14 protein-coding genes are annotated in these 14802 nt (G+C 61.9%); 1 reads left to right on the top strand and 13 read right to left on the bottom strand.

What is annotated here, in order from left to right:
- Positions 1–123: 123 nt before the first annotated feature.
- From PverR02_RS02740 to PverR02_RS02690, 11 genes are all read right to left on the bottom strand, one after another.
- The gene (locus PverR02_RS02740; RefSeq protein ID WP_017849751.1) at positions 124–1413 is read right to left on the bottom strand and encodes an adenylosuccinate synthase; all 1290 of its coding nucleotides are present in this window, start codon (positions 1411–1413) and stop codon (positions 124–126) included.
- Positions 1414–1467: 54 nt separating this feature from the next.
- A complete protein-coding gene (locus tag PverR02_RS02735) occupies positions 1468–2655 on the bottom strand; it encodes an ATP phosphoribosyltransferase regulatory subunit (protein WP_017849752.1) in 1188 nt (395 codons plus the stop codon).
- A 280-nt stretch (positions 2656–2935) separates the two neighbouring features.
- Complete coding sequence (gene hflC, locus PverR02_RS02730; RefSeq protein WP_046384902.1) at positions 2936–3802, bottom strand: protease modulator HflC; 867 nt, start codon at positions 3800–3802, stop codon at positions 2936–2938.
- Positions 3802–4977, bottom strand: coding sequence for an FtsH protease activity modulator HflK (hflK, locus tag PverR02_RS02725; protein ID WP_017849754.1), 1176 nt, complete (start codon positions 4975–4977; stop codon positions 3802–3804). The genes hflC and hflK overlap by 1 nt, the downstream gene beginning before the upstream one ends.
- A gap of 96 nt (positions 4978–5073) precedes the next feature.
- On the bottom strand, positions 5074–6375 hold the full coding sequence (gene hflX / locus PverR02_RS02720; protein ID WP_046384903.1) for a ribosome rescue GTPase HflX: 1302 nt from the start codon (positions 6373–6375) through the stop codon (positions 5074–5076).
- Between the two features lie 12 nt (positions 6376–6387).
- Positions 6388–6648: an RNA chaperone Hfq gene (gene hfq, locus PverR02_RS02715; RefSeq protein WP_017849756.1), complete on the bottom strand. Its 261-nt coding sequence runs from the start codon at positions 6646–6648 to the stop codon at positions 6388–6390.
- A 94-nt stretch (positions 6649–6742) separates the two neighbouring features.
- Positions 6743–7714 carry a tRNA (adenosine(37)-N6)-dimethylallyltransferase MiaA gene (gene miaA, locus PverR02_RS02710; protein ID WP_017849757.1) on the bottom strand — a complete coding sequence of 324 codons (972 nt, stop codon included), beginning with the start codon at positions 7712–7714 and terminating at the stop codon, positions 6743–6745.
- A complete protein-coding gene (gene mutL, locus PverR02_RS02705; protein WP_017849758.1) occupies positions 7714–9627 on the bottom strand; it encodes a DNA mismatch repair endonuclease MutL in 1914 nt (637 codons plus the stop codon). Before mutL ends, miaA begins: the two co-directional genes overlap by 1 nt.
- Positions 9627–11048 (bottom strand): N-acetylmuramoyl-L-alanine amidase, encoded by a 1422-nt coding sequence (locus PverR02_RS02700; protein ID WP_046384906.1) that lies wholly within the window; start codon positions 11046–11048, stop codon positions 9627–9629. The genes mutL and PverR02_RS02700 overlap by 1 nt, the downstream gene beginning before the upstream one ends.
- A 15-nt stretch (positions 11049–11063) precedes the next feature.
- Positions 11064–11534 (bottom strand): tRNA (adenosine(37)-N6)-threonylcarbamoyltransferase complex ATPase subunit type 1 TsaE, encoded by a 471-nt coding sequence (tsaE, locus tag PverR02_RS02695; protein ID WP_046490714.1) that lies wholly within the window; start codon positions 11532–11534, stop codon positions 11064–11066.
- Positions 11522–12382, bottom strand: coding sequence for an NAD(P)H-hydrate dehydratase (locus PverR02_RS02690; RefSeq protein WP_079442720.1), 861 nt, complete (start codon positions 12380–12382; stop codon positions 11522–11524). Before PverR02_RS02690 ends, tsaE begins: the two co-directional genes overlap by 13 nt.
- 63 nt (positions 12383–12445) lie before the next feature.
- Between PverR02_RS02690 and queG the strand changes: the two genes are divergently transcribed.
- Positions 12446–13513, top strand: coding sequence for a tRNA epoxyqueuosine(34) reductase QueG (gene queG, locus PverR02_RS02685; RefSeq protein WP_079442719.1), 1068 nt, complete (start codon positions 12446–12448; stop codon positions 13511–13513).
- Here queG and PverR02_RS02680 read toward each other — a convergent pair.
- Positions 13507–14124, bottom strand: coding sequence for a trimeric intracellular cation channel family protein (locus tag PverR02_RS02680; RefSeq protein ID WP_169850564.1), 618 nt, complete (start codon positions 14122–14124; stop codon positions 13507–13509). The genes queG and PverR02_RS02680 overlap by 7 nt on opposite strands.
- An 89-nt stretch (positions 14125–14213) precedes the next feature.
- The gene (gene orn, locus PverR02_RS02675; RefSeq protein ID WP_017849764.1) at positions 14214–14756 is read right to left on the bottom strand and encodes an oligoribonuclease; all 543 of its coding nucleotides are present in this window, start codon (positions 14754–14756) and stop codon (positions 14214–14216) included.
- Positions 14757–14802 lie beyond the last annotated feature (46 nt).

Genomic DNA, 14802 nt, shown 5'->3' with positions numbered 1-14802 from the left:
ACGGGTGCCATTAATTTGATAGCACCGCGAAAGAAGGAAATACAGCAAGGGTCGTGCCGCTTGGCGAACTTAAACGACAAAGGGCTCCCTGAGGAGCCCTTTGCGTTTTACATCAACAGCTTATTAAGCGAACGGGTGACGCAGAACGATGGTCTCGTTGCGGTCCGGGCCCGTCGAAATAATGTCGATCGGTGCGCCGATCAGCTCTTCAACGCGCTTGATGTACGCACGAGCGTTGGCGGGCAGCTCTTCCAGGGTCTTGGCACCCACGGTCGATTCGACCCAGCCCGGTACTTCTTCGTACACCGGCTGCAGACCTACGTAGCTGTCAGCGTCAGTCGGGGCAACGACCTTACCTTCTGCATCTTTGTAGCCGACACAGATGTTGATGGTTTCCAGACCGTCGAGTACGTCCAGCTTGGTCAGGCAGATACCCGAGATGCTGTTCACATCGATAGCGCGACGCAGGATAACGGCATCGAACCAGCCACAACGACGAGCACGGCCAGTAGTCGCGCCAAACTCGTGACCTTGTTTAGCCAGGTGCGCGCCCACTTCGTCGAACAGTTCAGTCGGGAATGGACCCGAACCGACCCGCGTGGTGTAAGCCTTGGTGATGCCCAGGATGTAGTCCAGGAACATCGGGCCAACACCCGAACCGGTAGCGACGCCGCCAGCGGTGGTGTTAGAGCTGGTCACGTAGGGGTAGGTACCGTGGTCGATGTCCAGCAACGAACCTTGGGCGCCCTCGAACATGATGTCTTTGCCAGCGCGACGCAGGTCGTGCAGCTCGGCCGTCACGTCCAGCATCAGCGGCTTGAGCAGCTCAGCGTATTCCTTGCATTCGGCCAGGGTCTTGTCGAATTCGATGGCTGGCTCTTTGTAGTAACCCACCAGCATGAAGTTGTGGTAATCCACCAGTTCACGCAGTTTGTCTTCAAAGCGCGGCATGTTGAGCAGGTCGCCAACACGCAGGCCACGACGCGCAACCTTGTCTTCGTAGGCTGGGCCGATACCGCGACCGGTAGTACCGATCTTCAGCTCGCCACGGGCCTTTTCACGGGCCTGGTCCAGCGCGACGTGGAAGGACAGGATCAGCGGGCAGGCCGGGCTGATACGCAGGCGCTCGCGCACCGGTACGCCTTTCTCTTCCAGCTTGGTGATTTCCCGCATCAGGGCGTCGGGTGCAACCACCACGCCGTTGCCGATCAGGCACTGCACGCCTTCGCGCAGGACGCCCGACGGGATCAGGTGCAAGACGGTTTTTTCGCCATCGATGACCAGGGTGTGGCCAGCGTTGTGGCCACCTTGGTAGCGCACTACGGCGGCAGCATGTTCGGTCAGCAGATCAACGATCTTGCCTTTGCCCTCATCACCCCATTGGGTGCCCAGGACTACGACATTCTTACCCATAACACTTGTCCTCATTCGCGCAAACTTGGTGCCGGCGATGGCCGGCAGGAAAACTCAAGAAGCCAGTGGCGATACTTGCCAAAGCCCGTTCTGCAGAATCAATTGCCGGTCGCAGTCCGCTTCACGGGCGGCGGCCAATGGCTGCCCAGGCAACGCCTGGACGACACGCTGACCCTCACCGCGCAACTGACAAACCTGCTGCCAGAGTGCTGCGTCCGTACTGTCGGGCATCCAGATGCCACCAGACGGCAGCTCGACCTCAGCACGCCCCAGGGTCACCAGGGTTTTCAAATCGGTGGAAAAACCGGTGGCCGGACGCGCACGACCGAAGTCGGCGCCGATATCGTCATAACGACCGCCCTGGGCGATGGCCTGGCCAACACCCGGCACAAACACAGCGAACACCACACCGGTGTGGTAGTGGTAACCGCGCAACTCGCCCAGGTCGAAATACAGCGGCAGTTGCGGGAACCGCGCCGACAACTGCGCGGCAATCGCCAGCACGTCATCCAGTGCCGCCAATACTGGCGCCGGCGCATTGGCCAGGCGCTCACGGGCAGCGTCCAGGACTTCGCGGCCGCCGCACAGGTTCACCAGCGCACGCAGCATGTCAGCCAGTTCGGCCGGCACGCCTTCGGTCAGGGCGACGACTTCATCGATTGCCTTGCGCTGCAGGGCATCGAACAACTGTTGCTCCACTTCACCCGACAAACCGGCCGCACGCGCCAGGCCACGGTAGATACCGACGTGGCCCAGGTCCATGTGGACATCCGGCACGTCAGCCAGTTGCAGCATGGCCAGCATCAGGCTGATGACTTCCACGTCGCTGCTCGGGCTGGCATCGCCATACAACTCGGCGCCCAACTGGATCGGGCTGCGCGACGACGACAACGCCCGCGGCTTTGCATGCAGCACGCTGCCGGCATAGCACAGGCGGCTCGGGCCTTCGCGACGCAGGGTGTGTGCATCAATGCGCGCCACTTGCGGCGTGATGTCGGCACGGAACCCCATTTGCCGGCCCGATTGCGGGTCAATGACCTTGAACGTGCGCAGATCGAGGTCCTGGCCCGCGCCGGTCAGCAGGGATTCCAGGTACTCGATATGCGGGGTCACGACAAACTCGTAACCCCAGCTCTGGAACAGATCCAACACCTGGCGACGCGCTACTTCAATGCGCGCAGCTTCTGGTGGCAGTACTTCTTCGATGCCATCTGGCAGCAGCCAGCGGTCTACCGTTGCCATTACGCCATTCCCCTATGATCCGGGCGGCCAGCCCTCGGCCGAGCCTTGAGTGAAGCAGAAAATGCCCGCCCCCGGCATAAACCACGCGCAAGAGCGACGTGACGAACGGCCTGCAAACGGCCTCGTCGGGCACTTTCCTCGAAAAACCTGTCGCGCCTGCCGAATCAAACATGCAGACGCAAAAAAGCCGGGAATTTCCCGGCTGCCGCATCATACACCCGTTTTCTCAAAGGATCACCCCGCCAGGCGTTTTAGCCGCCCGACGGGAGTGAACAATGAGTTACTTGGACTTTTCCAGGTAGCGGAAGAAGTCGCTGCTCGGGTCCAGCACCATGACGTCGGTTTTGTTCGCAAAGCTTTCACGGTAGGCACGCAGGCTACGGTAGAACGCGTAGAACTCCTGATCCTGGCCGTAGGCTTTGGCGTAGATCGACGCGGCTTGCGCATCACCGTCACCACGCGCCTCTTCAGACTCGCGATAGGCCTCGGCCAGCAGTACGCGACGCTGACGGTCGGCATCCGCACGGATACCCTCGGCCAGTTCGTTACCTTTGGCGCGGTGCTCACGCGCTTCACGCTCACGCTCGGTGCTCATGCGCTCGAACACGCTGCGGTTCACTTCCTTCGGCAGATCGATGGCCTTGACCCGGACATCGACAACTTCGATCCCCAGCTCTTTTTCCGCCATCGTATTCAGCGAACGGGTGATATCCGCCATCAGCGCATCACGTTCACCGGACACCACCTCGTGCAGGGTGCGTTTACCGAACTGGTCACGCAGGCCCGATTCCAGACGACGCGACAAACGCTCGTCGGCAATCTGCTTGAGGCCGGAGGTCGCGGTGTAGAAGCGCTCGGCATCCTTGACGCGCCACTTGGCGTAGGCGTCAACCATCACGGCTTTCTTTTCCAGGGTCAGGAAACGCTGTGTCGGTGCATCCAGGGTCATCAGGCGCGCGTCGAACTTGCGCACCTGGTTGACGTAGGGGACTTTCACATGCAGGCCCGGCTGGACGTCTGCCTGGACCACGCGACCGAATTGCAGCAGCACCGCACGCTCGGTCTGAGCGACGATGTAGAAGCAGTTCCAGGCAGCGATGACCACGACGACGCCCACAATCAGGGCGGTCAGCGATTTATTGTTCATCAACGACTCTCCCTGGTACGTGTTTGCTGTTGCAGCAAGTCAGCAGCCGCACGGGCGCTCGCTTCGTTGGCAGCGGCATTCGAACCGGTGGCCGGTGCGCTGGCGCCACTACGTCCACCTTCGATCATCTTGTCCAACGGCAGGTACAGCAGGTTGTTCTGCCCACCCTTGCCGCCGGTCACGAGAACCTTGCTGGTATTGCTGAAGACTTCCTGCATGGTGTCCAGGTACAGACGCTCACGCGTGACTTCCGGTGCCTTGCGGTACTCGGCGACCAGCTTGGTAAAGCGATCCGCCTCACCCTTGGCGCGGGAGACCACTTCATCGCGGTAACCGTTGGCATCTTCAAGGATGCGCTGGGCCTGACCACGGGCTTCCGGCACGACGCCGTTGGCGTAGGTTTCAGCCTGGTTGCGCGAACGCTGCTCGTCTTCACGGGCGCGGATCACGTCATCGAAGGCTTCCTGCACTTCACGCGGTGCCGCTGCGCTCTGTATGTTGACCTGGGTGACGGTGATACCGGTGCGATAGGTGTCGAGGAACCGTTGCAGGCGCTCCTTGATCTCGCTGGCCATCAATTCACGACCCTCGGTGAGCACCTGATCCATCGCGGTGGAACCCACCACGTGGCGCAGGGCGCTCTCAGTCGCCTGTTGCAGACTGATCTCAGGTTGATCGACGTTCAGCACGAAGTCCTGCAGGTTGCTGATCTTGTACTGCACGGTCAGCGGCACTTCGACGATGTTCTCGTCTTCGGTCAGCATCTGGCCCTGCTTGGTGTAGGCACGCTCACGCGTGACGTTCTCCATGTACTTCTTGTCGATCGGCGGGAAGTAGATGTTCAGGCCCGGGCCGACAGTCTCGTAGTATTTGCCGAAGCGCAGCACCACGGCTTGCTCCTGCTCGTCCACCACGTAGACCGCGCTGTACAGCCACACGGCCGCGAGCACGACAAGCCCAAGACCCAGCAGGCCATAGCCGCCGCCCTTGCTTGTGCGACCGCCATCGTCACCACCGCGTTTTTTTCCACCACCGAACAACCCATTCAGGCTTTCCTGCAGCTTTCGGAAGGCCTCGTCGAGATCCGGCGGCCCCTTGCGGTCGCCATTATTGCGGCGCTTACCACCCCAAGGATCCTGATTATTCGAGTTGCCACCCGGCTCATTCCAAGCCATAGCGCTCTCCATCTGATAAAGCAAAGACGCACCCACGGCGCGCCGACCAATGCTACAGAATGCCTGCTACTGCGGCACAACCGCTTTCTCAGGCTTTTATTGCAAAGTGTGTTGCTCGATGAACTCTGTCGGTACAACGCCTTCGCGACTGACCAGCCGATTCAGCTCCGAGCGCGGCAATCGAACGGCCAGCAAGCTGACGCCATCTTCATCGTGTTCTTCTTTCTGTACCGCGCCCAGCTCGAAAAACTGTGCACGCAGTCGAGCAAAACGCTGAGGCAAGCGCAAGGTGCCGACGAACAAATCGTTGCCGAGCAACTCGGCAATCGCTTGCTCGAGCAAGTCCAGGCCCCGGCCATCACGCGCCGACAGCCAGACCCGCTGGGGCTTGCCGTCCTCGTCGCGCTGAATTTGTGGCTCAACGCCTTCAAGCAAATCGAGTTTGTTATAGACCTCGAGGATGGGCAAGTCCTGGGCACCAATCTCGCCCAGCACCACCATCACCTGTTCAATCTGCAACATGCGATCCGGCTCAGCCGCATCGATCACGTGCAACAGCAAGTCGGAGTTGCTCGACTCTTCGAGCGTAGACCGAAACGCCTCGACCAGCTTGTGCGGCAAGTGCCGAATGAAGCCCACGGTGTCGGCCAGCACGATCGGCCCCAGGTCGGCCAGTTCCAGGCGGCGCAGGGTCGGGTCGAGGGTCGCGAACAGTTGGTCGGCCGCGTACACGTCCGACTTGGTCAAGTTGTTGAACAGCGTGGACTTGCCGGCGTTGGTGTAACCCACCAGGGAAACGGTCGGGATATCCGCACGGCTGCGGCCACGTCGCGATTGTTCGCGCTGGCTGCGGACTTTTTCCAGCCGGCCCTTGATCTGACGCAGGCGAACCCGCAACAGTCGCCGGTCGGTTTCCAGCTGGGTCTCGCCCGGGCCACGCATGCCGATACCGCCACCCTGACGCTCAAGGTGAGTCCAGCCGCGCACCAGCCGGGTGCTCATGTGGTCAAGCTGGGCCAGTTCAACCTGGAGCTTGCCCTCATGGGTACGCGCGCGTTGGGCGAAAATATCGAGAATCAGGCCGGTACGGTCGATCACGCGACACTCGAAAACACGTTCGAGGTTACGCTCCTGACTGGGCGTGAGGATGTGATTGAAGATCACCAGATCGGCCTGTTCGGCATGGACCAGGTCGCGCAGTTCCTCGACCTTGCCGCTGCCAATCAGGTATTTGGCGGTTGGCCGATGACGCGGCACGTTAAAAAACGCAACGGTCTCGGCGCCGGCCGAATTAGCCAACTCCTGAAACTCCTGCGGATCTTCGCGCGCCTCAGGGTCCTGTCCATCCAAGTGAACGAGGATCACTCGCTCACCACCACCGTGGCGCTCAAAGAACAAAGGAGACTCCTATCAGGCGTTACCTGGCTCAGCGTCACCCTGTTCGCCATCAGTCGCGCTAGGCAGACGGATTGGACGGACGGGAACGACTGTCGAGATAGCGTGCTTGTAAACCATTTGGCTGACGGTGTTTTTCAGCAGGATAACGAACTGGTCGAACGATTCGATCGTACCTTGCAGCTTGATACCGTTGACCAGGTAGATGGAAACCCCCACTTTCTCTTTACGTAAAGTATTCAAGTAAGGGTCTTGTAGCGAATGCCCTTTTGACATGTGCCGCACTCCTTTAAGGATCAATAATAAAAAATCGGAAAATAAATAGCTTATGGCCGTCACACCCCCAAGGATAGACGGCAATTGCAAGGACTCAGCTCAATATGGAGACCGTTCCCAAGTATTTCAAGGCGCGTGACAGATTGTCGCTGTCCAGGCTGTCCAGCCAGTGCAAATCGCTCCAGCTGCGCAGCCAGGTGAACTGGCGCTTCGCCAATTGGCGCGTGGCAATGATGCCGCGCTCCTGCATTTCGGCTGACGTCAGCTTGCCATCCAGATGATCCCAGACTTGGCGATAGCCTACAGCACGTATCGAAGGCAACCCCGGATGCAGGTCACCTCTTGAACGCAGTGCTACGACCTCCTCCACGAACCCCTGTTCCAACATAATTGTGAATCTTTGTGCAATTCGTTCATGCAGCACCTGGCGATTTGCCGGAGCAATCGCCAGATTCGCCACAGTATAGGGCAATTGTGACCGCCCCGATGCGCCTGCGTCAGCACTTTGCGCAGATTGTCGCTGCCGATGCTCGGTCATGGTCTGACCACTTACCCGCCAGACTTCCAGAGCTCGACTGAGGCGCTGCGGATCGTTGGGGTGGATGCGCGCGGCGGACACCGGATCGACCGCCGCCAGTTGCTCGTGCAGGGCTTGCCAGCCAAGGCGCGCCGCTTCTTCTTCAAGCTCGGCGCGCACCTGGGCGTCGGCCGGCGGCATATCCGCCAGGCCTTCCTGCAAAGCCTTGTAGTAGAGCATCGTGCCGCCCACCAGCAGCGGGATGTTGCCGCGCGCGGTGATATCGGCCATGGCCGCCAGGGCATCGCTGCGGAAATCCGCCGCCGAATAGCTCATCGCAGGGTCGATGATGTCGATCAAGCGGTGCGGATACTGCGCCAGCAACTCCTTCGAAGGCTTGGCCGTGCCGATGTCCATACCGCGATAAACCAGGGCCGAGTCGACGCTGATCAGCTCGCAGGGCAGCACTTTGCTCAGCTCGATAGCCAGGTCGGTCTTGCCGGCGGCCGTGGGGCCCATCAGGAAGATCGCGGGGGGCAAGGCACTCATCAGCGGCCGCGCAAGAACAGTTTGTCCAGATCGTCCAGGCCCATTTGGGTCCAGGTCGGTCGGCCATGGTTGCATTGTCCGCTGCGCTCGGTGTTTTCCATGTCGCGCAGCAGGCCGTTCATTTCCGGCAAGGCCAGGCGGCGATTGGCGCGGATCGCGCCGTGGCAGGCCATGGTGCCGAGCAGCTCGTTGATGTGCGCCTGGATACGGTCACTGGTGCCGTATTCCATCAGGTCCGCCAAGACGTCGGCCACCAACCGGTTGGCCTCGGCTTGCTTGAGCAACGCGGGAATCTGGCGGATCGCCAGCGTTTCCGGGCCCAGGCGTTGCAGTTCAAAACCGAGTTTCTGGAACACGCTGGCGTGCTCTTCGGCACAATCGGCTTCGCGCTGGCTGACCGCCAGGGATTCCGGCACCAACAGCGGCTGGCCGCTCAGGCCTTCGCTGGCCATGGCGATTTTCAGACGCTCGTACATGATCCGTTCGTGGGCCGCGTGCATGTCCACCAGCACCAGGCCGTGGGCGTTTTCCGCAAGGATGTAGATGCCCTTGAGCTGCGCCAATGCATAACCCAGCGGCGGAATATCCCCGCCACCTTCGGGCAACGCGACCGCGCTCGGCTCGGCGCCCGGCAGCGGCGCAAAGAATTCACGATAGGCCGCCTGGGCCTCGGCCGCCGGCACCGCCGATTGCGGGCGCGGGGTGTATTGATACTGATAGCCCGCCCCCGAACCCGAGCCCGGCGCCGTGTAGCTCGGCTGGGGTTGCGGCGACTGCAGCAGGTTGCCCGCCAGGCTCATTTCGCCCTGCGGGCCGAACTCGCCGGCTTGCGGGCCGCTCGGACGAACCACCGCCGTCACGATCGGCGCGGACAGCTGGTCATCCGGGCGCACATCGCCCAGCGCGCGGTGCAAGGTGCCGTAGAGGAAGTCATGCACCATGCGCCCGTCACGGAAGCGCACTTCATGCTTGGTCGGGTGTACGTTGACGTCGACCACCGATGGGTCGACCTCGAAAAACAGCACAAACGTCGGATGCCGCCCATTGAACAGCACGTCGCGATACGCCTGGCGCACCGCGTGGGCCACCAGCTTGTCGCGCACCGCCCGGCCGTTCACAAAGAAATACTGCAAGTCCGCCTGGCTGCGGGAGAACGTCGGCAGCCCCACCCAACCCCATAGGCGCAGGCCATTGCGTTCGATTTCAATCGGCAGCGCCTGCTCCAGGAACCCCGCGCCGCAGACCGCCGCCACCCGCCGAGCGCGCGCGGCGTCGTCGTTGGCTTCGTGCAGGCTGAGGATGGTCTTGCCGTTGTGGCGCAGGTGGAATGCCACGTCGAAGCGCGCCAGGGCCAGGCGCTTGATGACTTCCTGCAGGTGATCGAATTCGGTTTTCTCGGCCTTGAGGAATTTGCGCCGCGCCGGGGTGTTGAAGAACAGGTCGCGCACCTCCACCGAAGTGCCCACCGGATGCGCAGCCGGCTGGACCCGAGGCGCCATGTCGCGGCCTTCGGTTTCCACTTGCCAGGCCTGGTCGGCGCTGCGCGTGCGGGAGGTCAGCGTCAGGCGCGCCACGGAACTGATCGAGGCCAGGGCCTCACCGCGAAAGCCCAGGCTCATCACCCGCTCAAGGTCTTCCAGGTCGCGAATCTTGCTGGTGGCGTGCCGCGCCAGGGCCAGCGGCAGGTCATCGGAGGAGATGCCGCTGCCGTCGTCACGCACCCGCAGCAGCTTGACGCCACCTTGCTCCACATCGACATCGATACGCTTGGCGCCGGAGTCGATGCTGTTTTCCAGCAACTCCTTGATCACCGACGCCGGCCGCTCGACCACCTCGCCCGCCGCAATCTGGTTGGCAAGGCGCGGGCTGAGCAGTTCGATGCGCGAGCCGCTGTTGAGGATCGATTCGCTCATTACTGTGCCGCCAATTCAGTGCCGGGGATGGTCAACACCTGGCCGACTTTCAGCTCATCGGTTTTCAGGTTGTTGGCGCTGCGCAACGTCGCAGGCGACACCTGGAAACGCACCGCCAGCATCGCCAGGGTGTCGCCCGGCTGGACGCGATGGTCACGCGGGCCCTGGGCAATTTTCCCGGAGTCGCGCAGCCAGGCGATATACGTGCCCGGCGGCGGGTTCTGCTGGAAGAACTGGCGCACGCCGGCGCTGATGGAACGCGCCAATGCCTGCTGGTGGCTGGCGCTGGCCAGTTTCGAGGCTTCGTTGGAGTTGGAGATAAACCCGGTTTCCACCAGGATCGACGGGATGTCCGGCGACTTCAATACCATGAACCCGGCCTGCTCCACGCGTTGTTTATGCAGCGATGTCACACGGCCGATGTTGCTCAGGACTTTCTGCCCGACGTTCAAGCTGGAGGTCAGCGAGGCGGTCATCGACAAGTCGAGCAGTACACCGGCGAGCATCTTGTCTTTGTCGTCGAGGGACACGTTGCCGGCCCCGCCGATCAAGTCGGAACGGTTTTCACTGTCGGCCAGCCAGCGGGCCGTCTCGGACGTGGCGCCGCGATCCGACAGGGCAAACACCGAGGCGCCGAAGGCGGCGGCCGACGGCGCGGCGTCGGCGTGGATCGAGACGAACAGGTCGGCGCCCTTCTTGCGCGCGATTTCGGTGCGGCCACGCAACGGGATGAAGTAGTCGCCGGTACGGGTCAGCTCGGCGCGATAGCCTTTCATACCGCTGACCTGGCGCTGCAGTTCACGGGCGATGGCCAACACCACGTCTTTTTCATGCTGGCCACGCGAACCGGAAGCCCCCGGGTCTTCACCGCCGTGACCGGCGTCGATCACCACGATGATGTCGCGTTTACCCGCTGGCGCCGGCGGCGGCGGTGGCAACTTGACCTGCGGTTGCGACGGGTTGACCGGCACGGCCGGTACGGTCGCCACGCTCGGCGTCGGCGCGGGCGGCGGTGCGGCATCGGCGGCGTTGTCGAACAGGTCGACCACCAGGCGGTTGCCGTATTGGGCGTTGGGCGCCAGGGAGAAACTTTTCGGGGTCACGGCCTTTTTCAGGTCGATGACCACGCGCAGGTCGCTCGGCGTGCGCTGGGCCGAACGCATGCTGGTAATCGGCGTGTTGGCAGTGGAGATTTTCAGCGGCGCGGCCAGGGTCGCACCGTTGATGTCGATCACCAGGCGATCAGGCGCCGTCAGGGTAAAGACGCTGTGCTGGACCGGGCCAGACAGGTCGAACACCAGTCGCGTGTTATCCGGCGCTCGCCACAGGCGAACACTCTTCACCTGTGAAGCAGCCAGAGCATTGACAGTCATTGCCGCAAGCAACACCCCTACGACAGCAACCAACGCGCGAAAGCGCATACCTAACCCCACCAATTATTTGAATTCCAATGCCAGAGCAGCGCACCACGACTCACCGCGCGCACCCTGGGGCAACAACTTCAGCCGACGTCCGTGCTCATGCGGCGTAATGGTAATGGTCAGGTCCGGCTTTGGCAAAAAGCCTGTGCCTTTATCTGGCCACTCGATCAGGCACAGCGCGTCATCCTCGAAATAATCCCGAATCCCCATGTACTCCAGCTCTTCGGGGTCCACCAGACGATAGAGATCAAAGTGGAAGGCCCTTGTCGCCCCGATCTCATAAGGCTCGACCAGCGTAAAGGTCGGACTTTTCACCGCCCCAGCATGGCCCAACCCGCGAATGATGCCCCGCGACAGCGTGGTCTTGCCCGCCCCCAGGTCGCCCTCGAGAAAGATCAGCCCCGCGCCGCCTGTCACCTGGGCAATCCGGTGACCGAAGGCGACCATTGCCGCTTCATCCGCCAGGAAAAGGTTTACTTCAGACACGGCGACTGTTCCTCGAGCAATTGACGGATGGCAGGTATCAGGTCACTGGCCGCCAGGCCGCGGCCAAAGGTGCCCTGCCGGGCTCCCGCCGTGGCGTGCAGCCACACGGCCAGGCAGCCGGCTTCATAAGCGGGCATGCCCTGTGCCAGTAACGCGCCCACCAGGCCGGCCAATACGTCGCCGAGCCCTGCGGTCGCCATGGCCGGATGGCCTTGGTCACATCGCGCGACGCGACCGTCCGGGCAGGCGATCAGACTGCCCGCCCCCTTGAGAATAGCCACTGCCTTGAATTTCTGGCTCAACGCGCGCGCCACCTTAAGACGATCCGCCTGAACCTCAGCTGTCGAAATACCCATCAAGCGCGCCGCTTCGCCCGGATGCGGGGTGATCACGCAGTTGGCGGGAAGGCTGACGCTGCCGGTCGCCAACTGGTTCAAGGCATCCGCGTCCCAGACTTGCGGCTGCTTGGCGTTGGCGGCGACGGACAGCAGGCTCTTGCCCCAGGCGGCATGGCCCAGGCCCGGGCCAATGACGATAACCGAGATCTTTTCGAGCAAACCCATCAATTGGTTGGCCGAACTCACGCCGACGCTCATGACTTCCGGCAGGCGCGCCAGCGCGGCGGGCACATGTTCAAGGCGAGTCGCCAGGGACACCATGCCCGCCCCGCTGCGCAGCGCACTTTCGGCACTGAGCAACGCAGCGCCGCCAAAGCCTCGGTCGCCGCCGATGACCAGCAGATGACCGAAACGGCCTTTATGGGCGTCCGGGGAACGCGCAGCCAGTTGCGGCAAATTGCCGGGCAACAGGGGCTGAACGTCGGTTATTGCGTGTTTTGTCTGCAGCATGCGTCTTCAAGCTCCGATGTCTGGCAGAATTATACTCATCTAACCTGTGGTTTCCCGTGTCTCATGCCTGCTATTACTTCCGATCTGCCCGCGCTCGCCCAATCGATCAAAGACTGGGGCCGCGAGCTGGGCTTCCAACAAGTCGGCATCAGCGGCCTGGACCTGGCCGAGCATGAACAGCACCTGCAACGCTGGCTCGACGCGGGCTACCACGGCGAGATGGAATACATGGGCGCCCACGGCAGCAAACGCTCGCACCCCGATGAATTGGTGCCGGGCACCTTGCGCGTAGTCTCACTGCGCATGGATTACCTGCCCGGCGACACGCACATGGCGCAACAGCTGGCCCAACCGGAAAAAGCCTACATCTCCCGTTATGCCCTGGGCCGCGACTACCACAAACTGATCCGCAAGCGCGTGCAGCAACTGGCCGAACGCATCCAGGCACAAATCGGCCCCTTCGGCTTTCGCGCCTTTGTCGACAGCGCGCCGGTGCTGGAGAAAGCCATCGCCGAGAAAGCCGGGCTGGGCTGGATCGGCAAAAACACCCTGGTCCTCAATCGCAAGGCCGGCAGCTACTTCTTCCTCAGCGAGCTGTTTGTCGACGTGCCGCTGCCGGTCGATCCGCCCCACGCCACCGAGCACTGCGGCCGCTGTACCGCCTGTCTGGATATCTGCCCGACCAACGCGTTCGTCGGGCCCTACGTGCTGGACGCACGGCGCTGTATTTCCTATCTGACCATCGAACTCAAGAGCGCGATCCCCGAAGACTTGCGCCCGCTGATCGGCAACCGGGTTTTCGGTTGCGATGACTGTCAGATCGTTTGCCCATGGAATCGTTTCGCCCGCACCACCGCCGAAAGCGATTTCAAGCCACGGCACAACCTGGATAACGCACAACTGGCCGAACTGTTCATGTGGGACGAGGAAAAATTCCTCAGCAGCACCGAAGGCTCGCCCCTACGCCGCGCAGGTTACGAGCGCTGGCTGCGCAACCTGGCGGTAGGCCTGGGCAATGCGCCATCGAGCATTCCGGTGCTGGAAGCCTTGAAGGCGCGCCGGGACTATCCGTCGGAGCTGGTGCGCGAACATGTGGAGTGGGCGCTGAAGCAGCACGCCGAGCGTCAGTGAACGTCGTCGTTGTAGATGAACTTGGGCATTTCCCAGTGAAAACGGATCGCCAGCAGGCGCAGGAGAAAGCCGCTGAACAGGGTGAGCATAATCGCCTGCTCGCCCGGCAATTGCAGGTAAAGGCACAGCAAGTAGAACCAAGCGGCGAGGAATGACACGCTGGCGTACAGCTCACGGCGAAAGATCAGCGGGATGTCGTTGCAGAAAATATCCCGCAGGATGCCGCCGAACACCCCGGTGATCACGCCGCTGACCGACGCCACCAACATACCGTGACCCATTTCCAGGGCGGTCATGCAGCCGATCAGGGTAAAGGCGACCAACCCCACGGCATCCAGCGCCAGAAACAGCGAGCGCAGGCGGCGCATCAGCGGCGCAATAAAGATCGTCACCAGCGCGGCGACGGAGGTCAGCACCAGGTATTCCGGGTGTTTGACCCAGGTCAGCGGGTAATGCCCGAGCAGCACATCGCGCACCGAACCGCCACCCAACGCCGTCACGCAGGCGATCAGCACCACGCCAAACCAATCCATGCCGCGCCGACCGGCAGACAAGGCGCCAGTCATAGCTTCGGCGGTGATGGCGACAAGGTAGAGCATCAGCAGCATGATGGCGATCCTTACAAAGAGGCGCGCAGTCTAATCATTTGCTGACGGCACCAAAAGAGGGCGCTTGGCGAAAGACCGAGGCGCCCCCAGCATCAAGCCTTGATGAAGTGCTTGCGGTAGTGCTGCAACTCGGCGATCGACTCACGAATGTCATCCAGCGCCAAATGAGTGCTGCCTTTATGGAAGCTGTCTTTGACTTCCGGCGCCCAGCGCGCGGCCAGCTCCTTGAGCGTGGACACATCCAGGTTGCGGTAGTGGAAGTAGCTTTCCAGTGCCTTCATGTGGTTATAAAGAAAGCGGCGGTCCTGGCAGATGCTGTTACCGCAGATCGGCGACTTGCCCTTGGGCACCCACTTTTCCAGGAAGGCGATGGTTTCGGCTTCGGCTTCGGCCATGCTGACACGGCTGTCGCGCACGCGCTGGGTCAGGCCGGAGTTGCCGTGGGTGCGGGTGTTCCACTCGTCCATGGTGGCGAGGACGGCGTCGCTGTGGTGGATGGCGATCACCGGACCTTCGGCCAAGGTGTTGAGGTTGCTGTCGGTGACAATGGTCGCCATCTCGATGATGACGTCGGTGTCGGGGTTCAGACCGGTCATTTCCAGATCGATCCAAATCAGATTCTGTGGGTTTTGCATGGCTTGATTCTCTTGGCACCTTGGCGTAGCTGCGCAGTTTAGCAGG

The organism is Pseudomonas veronii (genome assembly GCF_002028325.1).
GTDB lineage: Bacteria > Pseudomonadota > Gammaproteobacteria > Pseudomonadales > Pseudomonadaceae > Aquipseudomonas > Aquipseudomonas veronii.
The sequence above is the reverse complement of the archived record's forward strand: the minus strand, read 5'-3'. Positions and strand labels throughout refer to the sequence as shown.